Here is a 23,038-nt window from a genome sequence, read left to right as displayed (position 1 = left end):
CGAATTGAACAAAACTTTGCGTTAAAAAATATCCAATTCTCATTTGAAAAAATAATACAAAGCTTTGACTACGTTCTGCCTGAACTGATTTAAACCTTTTTTAACATTAACTTATAAAAAATAAAATACATTGGAAAATAATAAAATATATGATATTATCGGGATCGGGATTGGTCCTTTTAATCTGGGCTTAGCAGCGCTTCTTGAGCCGGTAGAAAATATTTCAGCCCTGTTTCTTGATCAGGCGGAAGGTTTTGACTGGCATCCGGGGCTGATGCTGGATAATGCTACATTGCAGGTACCTTTTATGGCTGATCTGGTAACCATGGCTGATCCGAAAAGTAAATACAGCTTTCTCAATTTTTTAAAAGAGACTGACCGACTGTATAAATTTTACATCAGGGAAGATTTTTTTATTTTAAGAAAAGAATACAACCTGTATTGCCAGTGGACGGCGGATCAGCTTCAGAGCTGTCTGTTTGGAAAAAAAGTAGAGAGTATTGAATTTGACGAAACGGAAAAGATATTCATCATCAATGTCCTGGACCTTAAAAATAATGATGTAACAAAATATACCGCCAGGAAGATTGTATTAGGAACAGGTACCCAACCCAATCTCCCTTCTTTTATGGAAGGTAAGAATTTCCCGAATGTTATTCACACTTCCGAATACCTGAATCATAAGGAAGATATTCTGAATGCCGGTTCTGTTTCCATTATCGGTTCCGGGCAGAGTGCGGCGGAAATATTCCAGGATCTTCTTCCGGAAACTGAAGACGGTATTTTCATGAGTTGGTTTACAAGACCGGACCGTTTTTTCCCAATGGAATATTCCAAACTAACGCTTGAGCTGACTTCTCCGGAATATGTAGATCATTTTTACCATATGCCGTCTTCACAACGGAAAGCTCTTCTGGCCAAGCAACCACCACTTTATAAGGGGATCAATTTTGACCTGATCAATGATATTTTTGATACGCTCTATGGGATGAGTGTCGGTAATACTCCTTTGAATGTTGCTTTAAGGCCAAGCTGCCAGTTGGATGGTATTGCTCCTGAAGGAAACTCATATGCCCTGAATTTTACCCATGTACAGGATCATGCAACTTTCACCCACATTTCAGATTATGTTATTCTGGCTACTGGTTACAAATATAAAGAACCTCAATTCCTTTCAGGAATTGAGAACCTGATCCGGCGAACTGAGGATGGATTATTCGAGGTAAGCCGTTATTATACCATAGACCAGGCAGAAAATATTTTTGTACAGAATGCGGAGCTTCATACGCATGGCTTTGTAACACCGGATCTGGGAATGGGAGCTTACAGAAACGCCCTGATCATCAATGCAGTTGCAGGAAGGGAGGTGTATAAAGTAGAAAAAAGGATTGCTTTTCAGGAGTTTAATACCCAAAAAACATGGACCGCAAAACATTCATCCTAGAAGGTGATATGAAAAAGGTCATGTGGGAAACTTCATGGCCTGCCGTTGCTGCTATTGTTCTGTATGGAATCAACAATTTCCTGGATGCTGTTTTTGTAGGCTACCTTATCAATACGCAGGCTTTGGCTGCTGTTGGTATGGCCTATCCCCTGTCGCAGATTGTGCTGGGATTCGGAAGGCTGGCCGGAACCGGTGCCGGAGCTGCTGTAAGCATCTGGATCGGGGAAAATAATCAGGATAAGCTGTACAGACTGTTTGGAAGTTTCAATGTTCTCTGTATCTTCTTTTCATTGCTTTGCGCCGTCCCTGCTTATATATTTGCCCATGAACTAATGGCTATGATGGGAGCAAAAGGAGACCTTCAGACCATTGCAGTGGAATACTTCAGGGTAACACTCATCGGGACGGTTTTCTGGATCTACGGCCTGGCTTTGAATATGCTGGTGAGAGCTGAGGGGAAGATGAAAACGGCAGCAGTAATGATCACAGTAGGACTTATTATCGATATTATCCTGAAGCCTGTTTTTATTTCCGTATTCGGATGGGGTGTTTCCGGAGCGGCATGGGCTACCAACTGCGGAATGCTGATCTATTCTTTGCTGGGATTTTATTATTATGCCCAGGGAAAAAGTTCGTTTTCAACCCAGTGGAAATCTTTTTCCTATGATGCTGCTATTGGAAAAAGAATATTAAAACTGGGACTTCCTGAAATGGTTCTTTCTGTGATGGGGGTCATACAGAGTATTATCATATTCAATGCAATTGCAGCGTACGGAACGGAAAAAGATATTTCTTTTTTTACGGTTCTGAACAGGTTTTTCCTGTTTCTGCTTACTCCATTATTTGGTTTGATGCGGGGCTTACAGCCTGTGGTGGGAATCAATTTCGGTGCGGGCCGGTTTAGCAGGGCCGGTAAATTTCTGAGGACATATATTCTCGCTGGTATCGGTATACTTTCACCATTTTTTCTTGTGGCATTGGTTTTTCCGGAACAGTTAATCGGTCTGATGCTGCCCGGTTATTCGGCAGAATATCATCAGATTATTGATTTCAGACTGTTCTTTTCTGTACTGCCATTACTTCCGGTTACAGTGTTGGCACTCTCCTATTATCCGGCAGTAAACCAGAGTAAGAAGGCCAGCTTCCTGGTTTTTCTTCGTCAGGTTATCCTGTACATTCCGCTGATGCTGATTCTTCCGCATTATTTTGGGATCAAAAGTATTTATTGGGGAAGTGCACTGATAGAACTTATAGTAGGAACAGTGACATTATTCTTACTTAAAAACTATAAGATGAAGGCGAATGAAGTAAGGACTTTTTAGATTTAATTTTTTATTAAACAGCTTGATATAACGTTTATATCAAGCTGTTTTTCAAAATAGTGAATTCTTTTACTTCTGCCTGCTAAAAAAATTCCACATATATTCATTAAAATCAATTTCCTTTGAGGTAAGACCAATAGGAAGGCCGATATTAAAATCATCCGTCCCCGGCCAGGTATGCCCCCCGTTTTCTATGGAAATTAGCGTAATGTACTTATCCCCAGCTTTTATTTCCCTGATCTCGGCGGAAGTCTGATCATTTTTATCCTTATTAATGACAGTAGTAATTTCTTTTTCTTTTTTTGCATTACCTGCCTGCCAGAATTGATAAGTTTGCTGTGCAGATAAATAGCCTCCCTCTTTTCCATCGTAATTTACAATAGCATCAGATTTTCCATGTACCATCAGAACTCCCATTTCTTTTCTCCCCTGATGATAATAGGCCACAGAATCCGGAACTGTGGCACCTGCTGTGGCAATTGCAGAAAACCTGTGGGGAAGTTCAGCTGCAATCCGGTGACAGAAAAAACCACCTCTTGATAGTCCGGCTGCATAGACCTTTTGAGAATTAACAGCATAGTCTTTTTGGATCTGATCCAGAAGTGCTTCTACAAATCCTATATCATCTGTTCCTTTTTTATAAGACATTCCGAAACCGACATTCCAGTCCTCTTTGATTCCTTTTGGATATACTGCGATAAAGCCGTGTCTGTCTGCTGTTTTATTCATTTGGGTATAAAGCATATGTTCAGCCGGTGTCATTCCGCCACCATGGAAACTGAAAACCACGGGATATTTTTTTCCAGTTTTTGTTTCATATCCTTTTGGAGTATAAATAATATATTTTCTCTTTACATCATTATGCTGTAGGGTTTTAGTCTGTCCCGGCAAGGCATAAGAAGAACATGCTGCAAAAAACAGCAGTATACATTTTAAGGTCATAGTATATTGTTTTAGGGTTATAGTAAGGAAGTCACGGGCTGGCAGCTGTTGTTTATCCTGAAAGATTTTCCAGCTTACGGAATTTTATTGTATCTCCTTAAGAAGTCTTTCAATGGTGTTGATAAATGCCGTTGAATTTTTTATATTCTTTTTTTCATAGAACGGGCGAATCATTACCCAGACGAGCATATTGATGATTATCAATAACATGGAACTGATCAGGAGGTATTTTTCAGAAGTCAGTAATGTCTCAAAAAAGTAAAGGAAAATAGCAATTGTAACCCATGTGCTGCTGATGCATGATACAATAAGTCTTTTATTTTCACCTCTTATCCGTTCATCCCTGATCTTATTGAGAAATTCGTGGCCGTTAAGCAGATGTTCTTTCTGATGATACCTTATGGATTTCCACGAGTCATAGAGCAGAAAAGATCCGGTAAACAGCAGAATAAATTCTGACACGCTTTTGTAAATACTGTTCAGCTCATCCGTATAGATTACATAGGAAATGATAAAAAATGAAAATCCCACCATCCCTGAATACCAGCGTATCATCTGCTCTTTCTTCTGCTTTCTCAGCAGCAAAATTTCTTTTTTTACAGTTTCAATACCGGGAGCCTGATGATCTCCTGAAAGCCATATATCTTTAATATCATCAAAATTATCTTTCATATGCTTTCATTTTTTTTGATAGTATTTCTTTAATTCTGTAGATTTTCACTCTTACATTTGAGTGGCTTATTCCGATGATCTCTGCTATTTTCTCCTGTGGCAGGTCTTCCAGAAACAATCCGATGATCAGCCGGTCAATTTCAGAAAGCTCATTGATGCAGGTCCTCAGGCGGATCAGTCTCTCATCTTCATGCAGGGTTTCTGATGCTTCTATTTTCGTGAAATTATAATCTTTTACTGCAGGGCGGCGTTTTTCATTTTCAATCTGGCGGAGGCATTTATTGGTAGCAATCCTGAAAATCCATCCCGGAATATTAGTATTGTTTTTCAGGGTATTCAGATGTTCAAAAACCGTAATGAATGTTTCCTGTGTGATATCTTTAGCCTTATCAGCATCATTGAAATATCCATAACAGAGTCTGAATATTTTGGGCGAATAAAGCTGATATAAGTTCTCGAAATCCATATACCTTTAAAATACAGGAATGGCAAAAATGTTACACTCCATTTGAAAAAAGAATAATAAAACAATGAAATTTCAATTTAGATGAAATTTGTAACAAATTTAAAAACAGCTTGATATAAAATTCATATCAAGCTGTTTTTATTTATCTGAAATATTTATCAAATAAGGTTAATTGTTCGGAGAGTGACCTGCTCCAGTATTTATCATCATGAATTCCTAAGGATTCTATATAAAGATGCTGGATCTTTGATTCTGTAAGTTTTTTGTGAAAATTCCTGTTCATTCCGATCATCTGGACATCTTCCGTACCACAATCAAAGATATAATGCTGTCCCGCTTCTGCCATGAGTTTGATCTTAGAATCGGTAAGGAAAACGGGATTCATGGATAATAAAGGTCCTAATACCTTATCTACCATATACTTTGTATAACCCTGTCCAAAAGAATTGAAATCCAAAGCACCGCATGAACTTCCTACAATTCCGAAGGTTTTATTGTATACAACTCCGATGTTAGTAGCTCCGTAACCTCCCATGCTCCAGCCTAGAATTCCCCGGAATTTTTTTTCAGCTTTCACAGGATAATTTTTATCAATAAACTCTACAAGCTCCTTTCCGATGAAGGTCTGATACTGCGAATCTTTAACAGTGGGACTGTCTACATACCAGGAACTGTAATTTCCATCCGGCAAAACATATATTGTCTTATACTCCTGGGCTTTCTGCACCAGATCAGGAATATCCTGTTTAATCGTCCTGTCCGGATTGCCGCTGAACCCATGAAGAATATATACGGACGGATAAGTGGTCTCCGGCTGAATATCCGGGGTAATAATGATTGTTTTGATCTTTTTATTCATCCTGGGACTGAAGATTTCCTGATGAATAATTTTTTGTGCTGAAAGCTGAGTAAAAGCAGTCAGGACAATGACAATGTTGATTAACTTTTTCATGCTGTAATAATGTTTAACGAATGATGGAATCTGATCAAAAACACCTGTATAAATGTAGGATGTTTTATTTTAAAATCAGCCCCATTCCTGTTAATGATCTTTTAATAGAGCAAAGTTGGGGCAGAAAAAAGATAAAAGCCTCAACATATGTTGAAGCTTGTTACTTTATTTTTCTTTATATCTATGGTAAATTTAACTAAGTTCCTTTCTGATTCTGCTCAACTGTGTGGGGGTAATGCCCAGATAAGAAGCGATCTGATTTTGTTTCAGACGGTTGTATAGCGAGCGGTTTTCAAGAAGGAATACATAACGCTGCTTTGCTGTTTCATATTTCAGAGAAACTTCCAGCGGCTCTTTCTTTACCACCCAGTTCTTTTCCAGATAATGAATATGGAAAAGTGCAAGGTCAGGATGTTTCTCAAGCAGCTCCCGGTAGGCTTTTACCGGATATTGGATCACTGTGCAGTCTTCAAGTGCAATAATGCTGAATTCGCTGGGTTCATTTTTAATAATAGCCGCCGTAGAAGCCACAAAGCTGTTTTCTTCAAAGAAAATTTTATAAATGGAATCTCCTGCTTCATCTACAGTATAATATCCTACGAGCCCTGATTTTATAAAATAATAATATCTAGCCATATTTCCGGCTTCCAGAAGATGCTCATTCTTACGGTATATTTTTTCCGTACAGATTTCCAATAAAGCACCGGCTGTTTCATCAGATAACGGATAATACTGATTGATCTGTTGTAAAAATTCTGACACATTCATGGAGTATTCATTCTACAGAACATATAATTATTAAATTTTAAAAAAATCGTAATCTGTACGGTCTGTGGGATATTTTAATTGGTATTGATACCCGGATAAAATCATTAAAGCCGTTATAAAACGTAGATTCAATCCAGTATTTTCTTCATCATCAGATCTGTTTGTTCCTCTTCCCCAAGCCTGAAAATATGCTTGTCAAACTCCACAAATCCGTTCTTTTTATAAAAATTTAATGCTCTCAGATTTTCTTCCCAAACTCCCAGCCACAGATAAGATTTATTAAGATTCCCTGCTGTTTCTACGGCCTGGTCATAAAGAAGCTGTCCTACTTTTTTACCGTGGTGGCTCTTCTTTACATAAATTCTTTCTATCTCAAGACCTTCTTCATCCTGCAGTTCAGTCTGGGCTTTCCCGGAATTTACTTTCAGATACCCTACAGGTTCATCTTCTTCCCATGCAATATAAAACTGTGAATCCGGGTTATGCAGTTCTGATTTTATTTTTTCAGTGTTAAAACTTTCCTCAAGATACTTCTTCATTGCTTCTTCAGAATTGTCGGTTGAAAATGTTTCTGAAAAAGTCTGTATTCCCAGGTTCTGTATGATTTCCAGATCTTCGGATAATGCCTTATTGATGATAATTGATGCCATTCTACTGCTGATTTTTATGAAAAAAGAATTTTTTTAAATGCTTCCGCCGCCAGATGTACCTGCACACTCCAGTCATCTGCCGCTTCACTTCCTGCATCGTCAGAGATATATTTTAAACATAAAAACGGAATATTTTCCTGCTGTGCGATGAGTGCCAGCGGATAAGCTTCCATATCCACAATATTATAATCTGTTTCTGAATGGTTCATTTCAAAGCTGTCACCACTTCCGCAGATTCCCTCTTTCAACGCTTCCATTTTAAGACCATATTCCAAAACAGGAGGAACTCCGGACAGTGGGGTTTCATAAAGTTTAAAACCAAGTCCTCTTACATCCATATCCCTCTGAATAAATTTCGTACAGCATACAACTTCTCCTTTCTGAAATCCTTTGCTTCCGGCCGAACCCAAATTTACGATCAGTTTAGGCTTCCTGGTATGAATTTCTTTGGTAAGTTCAATCGCTGCATTTACCTTTCCGATGCCTGTGATCAATTTATTTTTTCCTTCAAATTCTTTTCCTGCTTCAGAATCCAGCGCGAAAACAAAAAGAGTATCTGCAACCGGATACTGAAGTTCTTTATTAATTTTTATCATTGATAGAGTAGATTTATTCAGGTATTATGCTGAATCACAAAGATACGGCAGTTTTTCTGTGTTTGGAAAAATATTAGGCTGTCTTCTCATTCTGTTTTTTCACAGTAAGAATGACAGATGCGGGATATCCGATGATAAATATTGCCAGAGGAATCTGAAATAACAAGTAATTAAATAGTTCAAACGGCACCTGTATTGTTCTGATTATCAAAGGTGAAAGCATCATAAGAAAGCTTACAATTGCCGGAGGAACACTGTTCTTCCATTTTACCAGATTCACAAGAATTCCAAGTATTCCTGAAACAGCAAAGATCTGATCTGTATTCCCAAAATCAAAAGCCGTAAATAACAACCAGACGATAAATGGAATACCAATCATAGTTCCCATTAACATTATGAATAAATACGCAAGAATTGAAATGATCTTCAGTGTCTTTGCAGTCATTTTTATAAGTTTCTATTCTTAAATATATAAATATTCTGCTGTATTCTAAAATAGAACCAAAAGTGAAACATAATATACTAAAAACCCCAAAACAGGTATATGTTTTGGGGTTTAGATTTTATCAGATACTGCATCCATCTGCATCACAGGAAGCTCCGTTGCTTCCGGAGAGATCTTTGAAAGGACTCACGGTCTCTTTATAGGTCTGCTGAAGGGCATTTTCAAATACTTCTACAGGTTGTGCCCCAGAAACTGCATATTTACCGTTAAGAACAAAGAACGGAACTCCGGAAACTCCGTTATTTCTGGCTTCCAGAATATCCTGGTTCACTTCATAGTCCAATTCATCTGAAGTTACTGCCTGTCTTGCTTCTTCTTTGTCAATTCCTAAATTATCAGCAAGGGAAATCAAAACCTCAGGATCAGCTACATTCTTACCGTCAATAAAATGAGCGATGAATAAAGCTTCTTCCATTTCATTGGATTTACTGTGTTTTTTGGCTAAATGAAGCAGCCTGTGCGCACTGAAAGTATTGGTGATTAATGCCTTCTCAAAATTGAAATCAATTCCGGCTCCTTGTCCCATTTGGGTAACCTGACTGAGCATTTGTGCTGCCTGGGATTCAGGAACGCCTTTCTTTTCTTTGAAATACTGAATGGTATTTTGAGTTTTTCCAGCGTCTAAAGTAGGATCAAGCTGAAAGCTCTTCCACTCTACTTCTACTTCATCTTTAAACGGCAGTTTTTCTAAAGCCTGTTCAAAATTGTTTTTTCCTATATAACAAAACGGACACATTACATCCGACCAGATTTCTATTTTCATTGTATGTATTTTAAATCAAATTGGTATTGCAAATTTACTACATTTTATTAATGTAACAAAATTTATTACAATTTAATTCTGATACGTCGCCCACAGTTGTTTCTTCCTTTCAAAGACTGTTCTTATCCACATCATTATCAGCGCAAGAGTCCCGAATACCAAACCAATCCAGGGAGTCAGCTCTACCCCTTTCGACACAATAATCCAGCCTCCGACTGTAGTTCCAAGAGTAACTCCAAGATTCCCGAATGACGTGGCCAGACTGTTGGCAAATTCCAGTGAATCCGGTGCTGAAGAGATCATGTATGTTGAAGCATTCAGAAAGGTGGGCGAATATAGAAACCCCCAAATTCCTATTACCATAACAGTAGCCCACAGGTTTCCATCAGAAATATATAAAAGTATGGGTATAAGTATTGTTCCTGAAAGAAAAAAGGCCGTTGTGGCTGCAATATTTTTATTGAGCATCTTTCCTGCAGCCCAATTGGCCAACACTCCTATAATTCCGAAAAGAAACATCATATAACTGATCATTGAAGTATCCATTCCTTTGGCCTTGTTCAGATAATCTGCAAAATAACTGTAAGTGGAAAACCATGCGGCAACCATGAAAAAATTAGTCAGTGTACTCAGAATAAATGGCCGTTGTTTCAGTATTTTCAACTGATTTCCATAGGATTTTTTTTCTGTAACAGGCATAGAAGGAAGAAGGGTGTAAATAGTAACTAAAGCAATTAAACTCACTGCGGTTTGTATCATAAATGAATATTCCCACGATCCAAGCCCGGCAATCCAGGTGGCAAAAGGAACGGTGGTAACCATTGCAATGGCCACTCCATTAAAAACAATGCTCATCAGCCCGTTCTTCCTGCGATCATCTGCCTGAGCTACAGCAACAGACAAAGCAGTTGCAATATAGACTGGCTGCAGAAATGCCGGAAGCACTCTTACCAGCATCAGCAGCCAGAACGGAGGTGAAAAAGATGATACAATACCTGTGAGCAGAAACATCAGGATGGAAGTAAGCATTATTTTTTTGCGGTCGATCCCTGAAGTCAATAAGGTCATAAAAGGGCCGGTAAGAGCAATAACCAGAGCAAATGCACTCAGAAGATATCCTGCTTTGTCAATGCTGATCTTATAGTGTTCTGCAATCTGAGGAAGAATTCCGATCACTCCAAATTCTGTTGTAATAACTGCTATAAACCCGAGACACCCGATATATGCATACTTTTTCATAATCTTTTCTATCTTTGATCCAGATTATGATGAGCAAAATCTGCCATTTCATGTATGGCTGTCTGAACTTCATCCAGGATTTCTCCCATATGCATAAAGCCATGCACCATATCGTTATACAAGCTTGTCTGAACGGCAATTCCCGCCTCTTTCATATTTTCAGAAAGCTGTTTTCCATCATCCAGCAATGGATCGTGTTCCGCTAAAATAACCAGCGTTGGCGGAGTTTCTTTAAAGTCTCTGATCAAAACGGGAACAGCAAGTGCATTGTCTGATTCTTCTTTGGGAAGATAAAAATTCCAGGCTTCTATACCTCCCTCTTTGGTAAGAACCGGTCCGTTCTCATAAGTTTCCCATGATTTTGAATTAAGCCGGTTGTCTGCTGCCGGATAAATCAGTACCTGGAATTTCAGGAGATGACCTGATTGTGTGGAAACTGATGTCGCTAATGCTCCTCCTGCACTATCGCCAATAATTCCTATTTTATCTTTATCAATTCCTAAATCTTCTGCATTGTCTGCTATCCAATTTACCGTATCAATACAATCCTGTAAACCTGCAGGAAAAGGATGCTCAGGAGCGAGACGGTAATCGGCAAAAATGATCACTGAACCGGTCTTATTAGCCAGCCTGCGAACCACTGCGTCATGAGTTTCATATCCTCCGGCAATAAACCATCCGCCATGAAGATAGATAATAGCTGATGATTTCTGATCGCTTTTTCCCTGAGGACGGTAGATTCTGATTGGAATCTGATGATTTACCTTTTCTATATTTAATTCTTCAATCATGGCAACTGATTCCTTTTTCCCGCTGAGCTGCAGAGACATGGCTTCAAGGTATTTGCGGCTTCCGTCTAAAGAATCCTGTGCATTGAATGGCTGTATTTTTTCTAAATGATTTAAAATCTGAGTGATTTTGGAAGTTAACTGCATTTTCATTTTTAATTTAAGTTAATACTGTTTTTGCAGTGAACGTAAGCGCTATTGTTCTTTACTGCTGCATATTTTCTGCTTCTGTGATACAAAATTAAAGATCAAGCCTTACATTTGCACTGTACACAACAGATTGTATGGTACGAACAAATTTGTAAGTAATGGGTAGAATAAAAGAAAATTCGACAAATAATATCAACAGGCAATACATACATGAGTGTGATCTCACCTATGCCGTCTGCAAGATTGGCGGCCGGTGGAAACTCCTGATTCTCGATCAGTTAAAAGACGGAAAACTTAGATTCAGTGAGCTTAAAAAATCAATTAGGGGAATCACTGAGCGGATGCTGACCCTTCAGCTGAGAGAACTTGAAAAGGAAGGTCTGATTACCCGCACTGTACATGCTCAGGTACCACCAAGAGTAGATTATGAACTCACCGAAATTACCAGAGAACTGATTCCGTTATGGGGTGAACTGAGTAAATGGGGCGGAAAGCACCGGGAAATGATTCAGGAACAAATGCCTGATGATGTCTGATGTTTTGAAACAACCCGTATTTTCGTACATCGTATATAAATTTTCCGCAGATTCAGATTACCTGTAACAGGAAGCTGAATCTGCGGAAAGTAAGTATTTACAATAACTTTTATTTATAGCTTTTTAAGAACTTTATGCTGTGACTGGTGCACAAGTCTTAATCTGTTATCAATGAACAGTCTGCGGATGAGATGTCTGTTGATATAAATCTTTTCTCCTTTTACCGCTTTATATTCGAAAAAAACAGCTCCTTCTTTTAATGCTCCCAAAAGAAACTCCTTATTTCCGATCCGGAAAGACCGGCTCCATCTTTTCTCTCGGATATCTTCTGTCAGATCTTTAGAAATTGGTTTCATTGCCTACATTTTTGGGTTGTTTTTTCTCATTTTTCTCAGGAGGTCAGAGCTGTTTTCTGCTGTATTTTCTTTTCAGTATCGCTGATCATTTGATAGGAAAACTTCTGATAAAGCTGTTCATGACCTATTTCCTCCACTTTTTCCACGATAGCCTGTTTCAGTTTTCCTGTATTTCTGTCGATATATCTTTCTTCTTTCTGAAACATTGTAAAATTGAGCAGATCAAGGTCTATTCTGTCTTTGAACTGGCCATAAGCGGCATTCAGATACCCTTCAGAAAGCGGCCTTACCGGATAAGTATTGACAAGAATATGAATGTCATCTGGATGGCCTCCAGCCTGTTCACTGATGTTCATATCCCATTCCAGGTTAGCGGTATTCAGGATGTTGGCCCCTGTTATTCTTTTGGTTTTAGGCAGCTCAATGTTGAATACCTGCCCGAAGTACATATGCAGAAATTCGCTGTTCTGGATAGTGTGTGCCAGCTTTTCTTTGTTGGTAAATAAAGAGTCATTGACGGCGATCAGTTTTCTCAGTTCATCGTTATTGGAAAGTGCTGCTGTCATTTCTGCTTTTGTCTGCTGCCATTTTGAAAGTACCAGGTCCATATTCAGTACCTGCAGGATTTCTCCTTTCTGCGATAGTTTCAGATGAAGCTCATTAAACATTCTGTTGAAGGCAGCCGTAACCTGTGCTATTTCTTTTACCAGATCATTATTAGACTGATCCAGAAACAGATCCAGTAAGATGAGACGGCATTCTATTTCGTTCTCATTACATCTGATCACGGTAAAATCATATCTCATGATCGTTCTTGAGGTCATATGATTGTCGATCAGTTTGGAATTCGTTTCGATCACCAGTTCATATTGCTCATTGAATGGCTGGCTAATGATGATTTTATGGTGCAGCATAGTTGTATGATCTTAAATGAATTCTGTGGTATAGGATGTGATATCACCGATTTCACTGTGCTCGAAATAATATTTTATCAGATCCAGTGCTTCCTCTCTGGTCACTTTAGTGACGGCAAATTTGATAATATTTTCATCAACCAGTATTTCTACTTTGATGTCTTTATTGTCAAAAACTTCGTCATTTCTCATCGCTTTTAGCTGCAAATAAGAATCACCAAAGTCCTGATTGTAAAAAGTGTTTTCATCAGTCCAGTCCAGTCTGTTGAATAATTCTACAGCTTCATCATAAGTAAGAGGAGGTTCGTTGTGACTTTTTGATTCACTGTGCAATATTTTTCTTAGCTCCATATTTATTTAATCATTTATTAAAATATAAATCAGGTTATTGGGCTTCCAGCACTTCTATTAAAGGTTGGTAATCTATTCGTTTGGCAAAATCTAAAGCACTTTGTCCGTTGTTTTTGTAGTCAGGATCTGCGCCATATTTCAGATAGATCTTAACCAGGTTGAGATCTTCCGGAGTTTTAACATAAAAGACAGCATACCATAACGGCTGTCCTCCGAAACGATCTGTAATGGTGAGATCTGCTCCATTCTCAAGCAGTAATTCTGCTATCTTTATTTTATTGCTGACACTGGTCCATGCAATGGGCTGATGCTCAGGAAGCAGATGTAAAGCTGTTCTGCCTTCAACGTTTTGCAGATTAGGATCTGCGCCGTAATCCAGCAGAAGCTGTACAGATTCTATACGCTCCATCTTAACGGCAAACATTAATGCAGTATGCAGCATTCCTTTTTCCGGTTCGTTGACGCTTTCTGGATGTTCTTCCAATATTTTTTTTAGTTCCGCTTGGTTTTCTTTTATGGCTGCTTGATGAATATTCATATTTTATAAAATTTTTATTGGTCAAAAGGATATAGCGAAACATCAGATTCATGGGAATGGGAACTGCTGGTCTCAGGTGTTTCCGGTCTGTAATATTGTGGATCATTATAATAATCAAGGAACTCCTGTTCCGTAATTCTTCCTTCTCTTAATGCTCTCACAAGATGCCTGTATTCATATCCGGGTTTATGGCCTTTGTACCAGTTTCCTCTTAATGGTTCACCTGGTCGCCAGACTATTTCTTTACCATTCGGAACAGGGTCATACACTTTTCCATTCGGCCCTTTTGCGTTATTATAAATCTGCTCATTGAGTATTGCTTCATTTCTGAAACTTGGCCTTCCATCATCATAAGCCCTTCCGGAAGGAGGTTTAAAGAACGGATTAGCTTCATTAGGGACCGGAGTTCCGGGTTTTATTCCCCATGGATTATTGCGGGTATAATAAGGTTTTCCACTCGGGCTCATGGCCATACCTTTTGGAAGTGCTCTGAAATTCAGCCCATAAAAAAGAAACATGGCATCTGAAAAACGGAGCCCGCTTATTCCCTGTTCTGCAATACGGCTTCCGAACTCATATTCCGGTAATGCTCCTTTTGCAGCGCTGTTGGCTAATGCTGTGGGATCTTCCTGACCTAAAGCATAATCGCGCCAGGCTGCCTCGCCTCCATGGGTGACCCTGCTTCCGAGTAAAACAGCACCTATGCTTCCGCCTCCTATTCCAAAGGATGCCCCTAAATTACGTAAAATACTCATTCCCGTAGGTCTCGCCAGTGCCATTGCTGCTCTGGAAAAATTGATCCCGGTGCCCAATGTACCTCCGGAAGAAGTTACCCTGCCTAAAACAGAAAGACCTCTTCCCAGCCCCAGCCTTCCCGCAAGAGTGCTGGTGGTAGCTGTTGCAGAACCTGTGATAGATCCTACTCCGATCAATTGCCCGCCTGTTCCGATAAGCGCTCCGGCCAGGAAACATTCTGTGAGTTTGGAACTGTAGCTAACGGCAGCATAGCCAAAGGCGTCCAGCCAGCTTTTGATATTAGGTGCAAACTGGATGAGTCCTCCTGCCTTACACTCCATCTGATGGGCACCTGTAATGGTTTTTGTTCCTGTAGAAATAAAATCAGATTTACTTCCCAGCCATTTTCTTGCAGGTCCCATTTTATGGCCGCATAATAATCCGCCTACGACGGCTCCGATGACGCCTCCTACAAGACCGGCTACGGCTCCCAGGAGCACAAGTCCCATACCGCCTGTTGCTACTGTAAGCACACCTACCGCTACTGCTACAACAACTGCCAGGGCAGCAACGATTGCCAGTAAGAGCATATATTTTTTACAGCCAAAATCAATCCAGCTTACAGTACTTGTATCTTCTACGGTGATGTATACTTTACCATCACTCGTTTTATTGCTTTTTCTGGTGCCTTGAAAAGGAGTCGGCATTGCTCCTTCAGAGCATATCCAAAAATCTTTTTCATTAATAATTTCAACGCCCATAGCCTTTAATTTACAAATACATCACCACCGTCTAATTTGGTTTCTCCTCCTATATGATTTTTAGGAGAATTGATCTCTATTGCCTGTCCTCCTTTTACACCCACTCCGTCAGAGCCATCCAAATTGATCACTTTTCCATTGATAAGGATAGTTCCGTCTGATTTCATTGTCAGCGAACTTTTACCGGTTTTAAGGGTAATATTGGTATTGCACGTTAAAGATATATTTCCTGCATTGTCCATTTTCAGGAGACTTTCACTTCCTTTTCCTACATTAATCGTTTTAGAAACAGCTGCATTGGTTGCGGCATTACCTGCTCCGTCAAAATGCATGTTGGCTCCTCCCTGATCCTGAAGGTTCATAGATCCTGCACCGTTGTCATATTTCAGTTCGGCTCCGCTTCTTCCACTGAAACTCATGATGTTGTTTCCTGCTCCTCCGCCAGCTCCGATATTGCCATGGAATAATCCTCCCATTACAAAAGGACGGTCCGGATGCTGGTGAACGAAATTGACGACGACCTGGTCTCCAACTTCCGGTACAGACATAAAACCACGGTTTTTACTTACTTTATCACTGCTTCCTGCATCAGGAGACATCACTCTGATAAATTCCGTAGTACTTTGCCCGTTCTGCCAGTCAAACTGTACCTGTACTCTGCCCTGGTTCAGCGGATCGGTATTCGAAATCACTTTGCCAAACTGAGGTTCTGCTTTGGGAGTCTCAAATTCCGGACGGGGAATAAAACCGGTATCTGCAGCAATAGCTTCAAAGTTCCCGGTATAATATCCTCTGGCATCTACTTCATGGCTCACTGCTGTGATCATAAGCTTCGTAAAATATGAGGTCTGGTTGGTTTCAGATTTCCGCATCTCAAGATCTGCAATACAGCCGGGATATAAAAAAGGAATGGAGGTATTGCCTGAAGTGATGAATACATTCACGGCCTTACTTCCAGCCGTACCTTTCTGTGAGGCATCAATATCCATAAAGCTGGAAGCCTTGATGGGAGCTACTCTTAAAGAAGGGGTTTTAAAAGTTTTCTGTGAGATCTCGTAGGCTCTTTTTGCAATATCCGACTGATGGTTTATTTTGGAATCTCCTGTAGTCAGTTTTTCATTCTTACTGCTGTTATAGCCATAAAAAGTAGGATTTACATGCTGGGCTTTCATATTGATCCGGATATCCTGGACACTGCTGCCATAAACCAGCTGAACAGGTTTTTCCTGTGGTGGCAGCTTCCCGAAATGCAGGATTTCGCCATCATAATAAAACTGCTCTCCGTAAGCTTCTGCAATTCTTGCAAGATAATTGTAATGGGTTTCTTCATATTGTGAACTGTAAGAAACGTTCCCATGCTGAGCATCTACCCTGAAATCAAATTTATTACCGCCCAGGCCTTCCTTGATTACCTGGTCTGCAATGCTGTTCAGACTTATTTCCTGCCCGCCTCCAAAACTCTGGATATGAGGGGCTGCATCCAACAGGACCGTAGGACTGTAGCCGGTAAGCACAATATTTCCAAGGCTGCCTTTTTCCTGGCTGAAGCCTACTTCTGTAATTACTCCTACAAAGTTTCTTTCAGGGCTGTCTTCCACATCTTTATATTTAAAAACTACAGTAATTCTCTTTCCGAGAAAGTTTTGTGCTTCTTCAAGATTATGGTTTTCTGCATTTCCCAATGTATCATAAGCCAGTATAAGACTGAAATTATGATGTTTTATGGTACTCTGAGTAAGACTGAAATGTTTAAAATGCGGAATCAGTTTCCCTTCTACTACTATTTCGAGTTTTACGACTCTGTTGATCCCCAGAATCTGACTGGTTGGAATGGATGAAGCATTATGTATTTTTGAAGTTGGCTGATTAGACCATAGCTTACCATCCGTCGTCATCGGGGTATTTCGCTGCATACTCTGGTTCATGAACTTCATTGAAGAGTTCTGGGCCGCTTCTGCATAGCTCTTAGCCTGATTAATTTTCTGATCGGCTTTATTGATTGTTTTTGAAACAGCTGCATCCTTCAGATCCTCTGTATCCGGAACTTTGGGTGCTTGCGGTTTTGCAGGTTTATTATCCTTAAACATAACCTTTTTCTTTTAGTACTTTTAAATTGACTTTTCTAATCTGATAATAGATTCCGTTTAAAATTTACATTTCCTGCGAAATGAAAATTCCCTTTGCTGCAATTGCTTGAATGGATATAAAAGACAATTAAAACAAGTAAAGTACAGAGTATTTGTTCCTTTCTAAAATACATGAACAGAACAGGATATATAACATTTTCTCCGTTCTGATATATTTTTTTATTGGAAAAGGATGAACAGTGAGGTTACATTCCGTTAAAAGATGGCTTGCATGATCATTTATTATTTAAAATATATCGGTTTATAACAGATTTTTAATCATGATCTAAGCCCGTCATAAGATTGTATTCCCCAAAGAAGTTCTATTTATGTCGCTTTCGGATTTGCTTTCATAATTCGTAAATTTTAAATATTAATACTTATTGGTTGGTGATTGTAATGTATCAAATTTATACAGAACAATTGTACCGGCAAAATATTTATATTGAATTTTTAATTTTTGTAGTAATTCTACGATCGTAGATTTAAAAACAAACATAACCAGCATATTTACAGTCTGTTAAAAAAAACAAAAATAACGGTTGTTTTTCTGATCTTCCTTTCTGTTTATATCTTTTTCATCCTTTAATAATGGATTAAGATTAAGAGTTTTTACCCGAAAATATTGTAACTCTTTTATGAAATATCAGAAACACAGAAAACACGACCAGAACTAAAAGTAATGGTATGAAAATGAAAAAAATGTTTTGGATTTTCAGTCTAAGACCGGAAACAGATTGCTATTAAGATGGATTGACTTTTCTGCAAAAAAGGATATGGGCAATCAAAGCCAGAACGCCAAATAAAGTTCCTACAACACACACACCACCCCATTGTGCTTGCTGCCATGCAATAGAAGCTAACCATGTGCCCAAAGATCCGCCGATGAAATAGGAAACCATATAGACTGTATTCAGCCTGTTGACCGCATTTGATTTAATCAGGAAATAGTTGGTCTGATTCATAATGTGGCTGGACTGTACTCCCAGATCCACAAGAACAACCCCTACAATCAGTCCCCAATAGGTTTCGCCTGCAAAATAAGTGAAACCCCAGCTGCCTATGATGATAAGCAGAGAATACAGGATAATCCGGTTGATACCCATATACTTCTGGAGCTTTCCAACTTTTGCCGCAGCTAAAGCACCTACAGCCCCTGCCAGTCCGAAACTCCCTACTACAGAAGATCCGGCATTAAAAGGTGGTTTTTCCATATGGAAAACTAAAGTGGTAAACAATGCACACATTGATCCGAAAGCCATTGCTCCACGGAATGAGGCCAGCTGAAGTATAGGCTGGGTCCTTGCAAGATGAGCTACAGAACGCATAAGTTCTTTGTATGTTCCTTTAAAGTTGGGATGCAGCTCAGGAAGCATTTTATAAACTGCCAGCCATACCAGAACCATTAATCCGGCTGCAATACCAAACATCGCTCTCCATCCCCAGACTTCCCCTACAATTCCACCTATAAAACGGGAAAGCAGGATCCCTAAAAGGAGACCGGACATTACAAGTCCTATGTTTGCTGATTTCTCTTTGTCTGAAGAAAGCTCGGCAGCAATGGGAACAAACAGCTGCGGAATGACGGAAGTGGCACCAATCAGCAGACTGGCTGCATACAGCATCCATAGTTGTGTAGCAAAAGTCATCCAAAGCAGTGACCCGAAAACGAGAAAAAGATCCATCAGGATTAGTTTTTTCCGGAAAAATTTGTCCCCAAGCGGTACAATCAGTAATAGTCCCAATGCATAACCAATCTGAGTAAGTACAGAAATTCTGCTGGCTGCACTTTCAGAAACCTGAAGCTCTTCAGATATAAGAGCCAGTAAAGGCTGGTTATAATAATTGTTGGCTACCACCAATCCGGAAATAATGGCCATCAGCCATATCACTGCCCGGGAAATACTGTTGGAAGAAGTCTCCTGCATGCTACAAATAAATTTTAATGAATAAAAAGCTATTTCAGATGATCAAAACGATATCTTTAATCTATAATGCCGATCAGAAACAGGCTGCTTTTTAAGAACTCAAAGGTAGTTATTTTAATACAACAAATTATCCTGAAGCCAAAAGAATAAAGCTGAAATTTTATGCTTACCCAACAACTGAGGCTGTTTTTATAAACAGGTTTAAGAGTGTTTGAAAGTGAACCCAATATTTATTTAATTTTATTGGAATAAAAAATTCCCACCCCGGAATCCTTTAATCTAATCGTTAAGCTGTTGTTTTGTGGATAATTTTCTCAAGATTACCTTTAAATAAGCTATTTTTAAAAGTTTCTGAACGGTTTTCTTTACATTTGTGATACACACTTAATATTATGAATGAAAAAGATTCTAAAGAGCAGATTCTCAGACGGTCTGTGGAAGCAAAAGAAATTTATCTTCCGCACATTTCAGCAGATCCTGTTATTTTCGGTTTTCATCAGAATGAACTGAAAGTTTTACTGGCCAGGATGAACTACAGGAAACAATGGATGCTCCCCGGCGGCTATGTAAAAAAAGATGAAGATCTGGATGATGCGGTACTTCGGATCCTTGAATCCAGAGCAGGAGTTACCAATGTTTTTCTGGAAGAGTTTGGAGTCTTTGGCAAGAAAAACAGAAGCGAATATTATTTCGAAGATTTTGATGACAGCCTTTTTCAGAAACAAAGGTTTATTTCTGTAGGCTACTATGCCTTATACAATTCATCAGAACTTAGTCCGGTTGCTGATGAAATGAGTGAAACCTGTGAGTGGATCTACCTGAAACAGCTGCCGGAGATCAACCTCGCTATGGATCACCGGGAGATTATAGAAAAAGCCTTACAGACCTTAAGAGAAAAGATTTCCCACAAGCCTATAGGATACAATCTGCTCCCTGAGAAATTTACGCTTCCGGAATTACAAAAGCTTTATGAAGCCATATTAGGAAAACCCCTTAACCGTGGTAATTTTTACAGGAAAATCAAAAACCTGGGAATCTTAAAGAAACTGCAAGAGCAAAGGCGTGGTGGTGCCCACAAAGCTCCGGACCTTTATTCCTTTGATGATCATCAGTACAGAAAAGCTCTGGAAAACGGATTGCGCAACTGGTAGAACTTACCGTAACATTGTTTTTGTTGATCATTCAGATTGATGAAAAGCTTTTGGGATTTTGAAAATAATGAAGAAATTTGCAGCATGAAAATCATTCCACTCAAAGAAGGCAATTTCTCCGCAAGCAAAACCAAAGATTTTACGCTTTTAACAGCAGAAAACTTGGATACGGTGCAGGGCATTAAAATGTCTGTACAGCCATTTCTTATTATTACTGAAAACGATCATATCCTTCTGGATGCCGGGATCGGATGGAAAAATGAAGCAGGGATTCCCGTGATTTTCACATTGCTTGAAGAACATAATATTCACCCCGGGCAGATTACTAAACTGCTCTTCTCCCACTTACACAAAGATCATATAGAAGGTGCTGTAACCCTTACTGACAATGGTTTTCAGGCAACATTCCCAAATGCAGAAATTTATATTCAGAAGCGTGAGCTTGATTTTGCCATGGAAAACAGAGGTAACCCTTCTTTTGATTTTGATATTCTGGAAAAGCTGGTTCAGCTTCCCCATATCATCTGGATGAATGACGATAAAGGCAAGATCACCCATGAGATTTCTTACGAAGTAGCGGGCGGTCATACTCCTTTTATGCAGGTTTTCTGGATCAATGAGAATGAAGAAACCGTTTTCTATGGTGCAGACGATCTTCCACAGGCTTCCTACCTGAAGTATCATTTAGCCTATAAAAGTGATTACGATGGCAGAAAAGCTATGGAACTGAGGCTTCGGTGGGAAAAAGAGGCAAGGGAAAACCATTGGAAAATTCTCCTTTATCATGATCTGGATAAAGCGGTACTGGAATTTTAAATCTAAGAAAAAATGGTTTAAATTTCATTAAACCATTTATAGATATCAAATTCAGAGGGGATGTTGAGCTTTTTTCTGATCCGGTTTTTCCGGTTCTGTATCGCTTTTGGCGTAACAAAGATACAGGTTGCTATTTCCTTGGTGGTCATATTGAGCTTAAGGTAAATGCAAAAGATCAGTTCAGAATTTTTAAGCCCAGGCTGTATCGCAGACAACTTGTCGAAAAAATCAGGATACACCAATCTGAATTTATTCAGCAAACGAGGAGAATTTGCTTTGGCAAGTGCTATGATTTCGTCTTGTACAAGAATCTTCTGATTCAAATCCTCTAAGTTGGGTTCAGGTTTTTTATTTTTCATAATACTTTCTCATCTACTCATTTCAGATGCAACGTCTTTGTGCATCAGTACAAATTCTTTTTCTCTTATCAAACGTTTGATAATGTAACAGATAATAAAATAATTTCTATGTATTCAAAATTTTATTAACTTTCTTCAATATTTATCAATAATACACAATATATACACTGTATTTATTGAATGATTATGTTAAAATATTCATAGGTGAATATTATCCCGTTTTTACACAGAGCAAAGAAAGAAAAAATGATTAAAATTTTCTGAAAACCGTATACCACATAGGTACCACGTTATGTTTTTCAGTAAAATATGATAACTGCTTTTATCAACCACTTTCCAATTGGTTTATCTCTGTTTTTAAATGGAAGGTAAATCTAAGGGGTTCCCGCGATTAGTTTTTATGATCTTAATCAATACTTCGAGATTTTGTAGTTCCGCTATTTTCTGAAAATATTAAAAAATGTGGTACATAAAAGATACCACATTATGGAAAAAAAAGATAAAATTTTCGTTATTTTATTGATCTTAATTATAATTATTCAACTATTGAAAAAAATTCGTGTTTAAAGAGATTTTTGAAAATTTACTAAAATAAATCACAAATATGATCATTGAACAGTTATTAATTTCATTTGGAGCTGAAACGAAAAATTATAAAGCAGGAGATATCATTTTTCGTGAAGAAGAGTTTCCTTTATACTATTACCAGATCAAAACCGGGAAAATCAAGCTCAATAATTATACTGAAGACGGTAAAGAATTTATTCAGAATATATTCTCAGACGGGCACAGTTTCGGCGAATCTCTTCTTTTCGTAGACCGGCCTTACCCTATGAATGCGGTGGCAATGGAGGAATCTGTGATCTTCAGAATGCCAAGGCAGAATTTTTTAAATCTGATCAGAGATAATCCGGAAATCTCCCTGAATATTTACCAGTGTCTTGCAGAAAGGATGTATTATAAATATATCATGTTTTATAACCTGTCCTTTCAGAACCCCGTTTCAAAGCTGAAACTGCTGATGGATTATCTGAAAAGCTATCATGAAGATAAGGCTCCCTATTCTTTCCAGGTCCCCCTTACCCGCCAACAGCTTGCTTCCCTTACAGGTCTGTGTGTAGAAACGGTAATCCGCACCATCAAGCAGATGGAGAAAGAGAAAATTGTGAAGATTGAGAAGAGGAAAATTTATTATTAAAAGCCCGCAGAA

At 38.8% G+C, this 23,038-nt stretch carries 25 protein-coding genes; 6 read left to right on the top strand and 19 right to left on the bottom strand.

The genetic code is table 11. The features are described from left to right. The first annotated feature begins 130 nt into the window (after positions 1–130). The gene (locus BBI00_RS05795; RefSeq protein ID WP_065397875.1) at positions 131–1,444 is read left to right on the top strand and encodes a lysine N(6)-hydroxylase/L-ornithine N(5)-oxygenase family protein; all 1,314 of its coding nucleotides are present in this window, start codon (positions 131–133) and stop codon (positions 1,442–1,444) included. Continuing rightward, entirely contained in the window at positions 1,420–2,766 is a 1,347-nt protein-coding gene (locus BBI00_RS05790; RefSeq protein WP_065397874.1) for an MATE family efflux transporter, read from the top strand. The genes BBI00_RS05795 and BBI00_RS05790 overlap by 25 nt, the downstream gene beginning before the upstream one ends. A 69-nt stretch (positions 2,767–2,835) precedes the next feature. Here the strand turns inward: BBI00_RS05790 and BBI00_RS05785 are convergent, their stop codons facing one another. The 11 genes from BBI00_RS05785 to BBI00_RS05730 all read right to left on the bottom strand — a co-directional run bounded on the left by BBI00_RS05785 (position 2,836) and on the right by BBI00_RS05730 (position 11,260). Then, a complete protein-coding gene (locus tag BBI00_RS05785; RefSeq protein WP_065397873.1) occupies positions 2,836–3,708 on the bottom strand; it encodes an extracellular catalytic domain type 1 short-chain-length polyhydroxyalkanoate depolymerase in 873 nt (290 codons plus the stop codon). A gap of 84 nt (positions 3,709–3,792) precedes the next feature. Continuing rightward, positions 3,793–4,380, bottom strand: a complete 588-nt coding sequence (locus tag BBI00_RS05780) for a hypothetical protein (protein ID WP_065397872.1) — start codon at positions 4,378–4,380, stop codon at positions 3,793–3,795. Continuing rightward, a complete protein-coding gene (locus BBI00_RS05775) occupies positions 4,370–4,846 on the bottom strand; it encodes an RNA polymerase sigma factor (RefSeq protein WP_065397871.1) in 477 nt (158 codons plus the stop codon). Before BBI00_RS05775 ends, BBI00_RS05780 begins: the two co-directional genes overlap by 11 nt. A 142-nt stretch (positions 4,847–4,988) precedes the next feature. Then, the gene (locus BBI00_RS05770) at positions 4,989–5,798 is read right to left on the bottom strand and encodes an alpha/beta hydrolase (RefSeq protein ID WP_065397870.1); all 810 of its coding nucleotides are present in this window, start codon (positions 5,796–5,798) and stop codon (positions 4,989–4,991) included. A 192-nt stretch (positions 5,799–5,990) separates the two neighbouring features. Continuing rightward, complete coding sequence (locus tag BBI00_RS05760; protein WP_065397868.1) at positions 5,991–6,566, bottom strand: Crp/Fnr family transcriptional regulator; 576 nt, start codon at positions 6,564–6,566, stop codon at positions 5,991–5,993. A 128-nt stretch (positions 6,567–6,694) separates the two neighbouring features. Beyond that, the gene (locus BBI00_RS05755) at positions 6,695–7,216 is read right to left on the bottom strand and encodes a GNAT family N-acetyltransferase (protein WP_065397867.1); all 522 of its coding nucleotides are present in this window, start codon (positions 7,214–7,216) and stop codon (positions 6,695–6,697) included. Between the two features lie 14 nt (positions 7,217–7,230). Then, positions 7,231–7,812 (bottom strand): 5'-methylthioadenosine/S-adenosylhomocysteine nucleosidase family protein, encoded by a 582-nt coding sequence (locus tag BBI00_RS05750; protein WP_065397866.1) that lies wholly within the window; start codon positions 7,810–7,812, stop codon positions 7,231–7,233. 73 nt (positions 7,813–7,885) lie between these two features. Continuing rightward, positions 7,886–8,257, bottom strand: a complete 372-nt coding sequence (locus BBI00_RS05745) for a hypothetical protein (RefSeq protein ID WP_228394721.1) — start codon at positions 8,255–8,257, stop codon at positions 7,886–7,888. A gap of 121 nt (positions 8,258–8,378) precedes the next feature. Further along, the gene (locus BBI00_RS05740; protein ID WP_065397865.1) at positions 8,379–9,080 is read right to left on the bottom strand and encodes a DsbA family oxidoreductase; all 702 of its coding nucleotides are present in this window, start codon (positions 9,078–9,080) and stop codon (positions 8,379–8,381) included. 72 nt (positions 9,081–9,152) lie between these two features. Then, entirely contained in the window at positions 9,153–10,319 is a 1,167-nt protein-coding gene (locus BBI00_RS05735) for an MFS transporter (protein ID WP_065397864.1), read from the bottom strand. Between the two features lie 8 nt (positions 10,320–10,327). Continuing rightward, on the bottom strand, positions 10,328–11,260 hold the full coding sequence (locus BBI00_RS05730) for an alpha/beta hydrolase (protein ID WP_228394720.1): 933 nt from the start codon (positions 11,258–11,260) through the stop codon (positions 10,328–10,330). A gap of 155 nt (positions 11,261–11,415) precedes the next feature. Between BBI00_RS05730 and BBI00_RS05725 the strand changes: the two genes are divergently transcribed. Then, a complete protein-coding gene (locus BBI00_RS05725; RefSeq protein ID WP_065397863.1) occupies positions 11,416–11,793 on the top strand; it encodes a winged helix-turn-helix transcriptional regulator in 378 nt (125 codons plus the stop codon). Between the two features lie 113 nt (positions 11,794–11,906). Here BBI00_RS05725 and BBI00_RS05720 read toward each other — a convergent pair whose 3' ends face one another. The 7 genes from BBI00_RS05720 to BBI00_RS05690 form a co-directional block, all read right to left on the bottom strand. Beyond that, positions 11,907–12,149 carry a hypothetical protein gene (locus BBI00_RS05720; RefSeq protein WP_065397862.1) on the bottom strand — a complete coding sequence of 81 codons (243 nt, stop codon included), beginning with the start codon at positions 12,147–12,149 and terminating at the stop codon, positions 11,907–11,909. 35 nt (positions 12,150–12,184) lie between these two features. Continuing rightward, positions 12,185–13,063, bottom strand: coding sequence for a hypothetical protein (locus BBI00_RS05715; protein ID WP_065397861.1), 879 nt, complete (start codon positions 13,061–13,063; stop codon positions 12,185–12,187). Between the two features lie 12 nt (positions 13,064–13,075). Next, a complete protein-coding gene (locus BBI00_RS05710) occupies positions 13,076–13,414 on the bottom strand; it encodes a hypothetical protein (RefSeq protein WP_065397860.1) in 339 nt (112 codons plus the stop codon). 34 nt (positions 13,415–13,448) lie between these two features. After that, on the bottom strand, positions 13,449–13,952 hold the full coding sequence (locus BBI00_RS05705) for an ankyrin repeat domain-containing protein (protein WP_065397859.1): 504 nt from the start codon (positions 13,950–13,952) through the stop codon (positions 13,449–13,451). A gap of 14 nt (positions 13,953–13,966) precedes the next feature. After that, positions 13,967–15,448, bottom strand: a complete 1,482-nt coding sequence (locus tag BBI00_RS05700; RefSeq protein ID WP_065397858.1) for an HNH/ENDO VII family nuclease — start codon at positions 15,446–15,448, stop codon at positions 13,967–13,969. Between the two features lie 5 nt (positions 15,449–15,453). Further along, the gene (locus tag BBI00_RS05695) at positions 15,454–17,535 is read right to left on the bottom strand and encodes a type VI secretion system Vgr family protein (protein WP_083988432.1); all 2,082 of its coding nucleotides are present in this window, start codon (positions 17,533–17,535) and stop codon (positions 15,454–15,456) included. A gap of 782 nt (positions 17,536–18,317) precedes the next feature. Then, positions 18,318–19,502, bottom strand: a complete 1,185-nt coding sequence (locus tag BBI00_RS05690; protein WP_065397857.1) for an MFS transporter — start codon at positions 19,500–19,502, stop codon at positions 18,318–18,320. Positions 19,503–19,894: 392 nt separating this feature from the next. Between BBI00_RS05690 and BBI00_RS05685 the strand changes: the two genes are divergently transcribed. Continuing rightward, positions 19,895–20,653, top strand: coding sequence for an NUDIX hydrolase (locus tag BBI00_RS05685; protein WP_065397856.1), 759 nt, complete (start codon positions 19,895–19,897; stop codon positions 20,651–20,653). 84 nt (positions 20,654–20,737) lie between these two features. Next, entirely contained in the window at positions 20,738–21,469 is a 732-nt protein-coding gene (locus BBI00_RS05680; protein ID WP_065399631.1) for an MBL fold metallo-hydrolase, read from the top strand. 17 nt (positions 21,470–21,486) lie between these two features. On the opposite strand, the gene BBI00_RS05675 is transcribed toward BBI00_RS05680, so the two are convergent. Then, complete coding sequence (locus BBI00_RS05675; RefSeq protein WP_065397855.1) at positions 21,487–21,828, bottom strand: helix-turn-helix transcriptional regulator; 342 nt, start codon at positions 21,826–21,828, stop codon at positions 21,487–21,489. Between the two features lie 604 nt (positions 21,829–22,432). Here BBI00_RS05675 and BBI00_RS05670 point away from each other — a divergent pair. Continuing rightward, positions 22,433–23,026 carry a Crp/Fnr family transcriptional regulator gene (locus tag BBI00_RS05670; RefSeq protein ID WP_065397854.1) on the top strand — a complete coding sequence of 198 codons (594 nt, stop codon included), beginning with the start codon at positions 22,433–22,435 and terminating at the stop codon, positions 23,024–23,026. Positions 23,027–23,038 lie beyond the last annotated feature (12 nt).

The organism is Chryseobacterium arthrosphaerae (genome assembly GCF_001684965.1).
In the GTDB taxonomy this organism is placed as follows: Bacteria; Bacteroidota; Bacteroidia; order Flavobacteriales; family Weeksellaceae; genus Chryseobacterium; species Chryseobacterium arthrosphaerae.
Note: the sequence above shows the minus strand (reverse complement) of the source record. Positions and strands in the feature narration are given on the sequence as shown.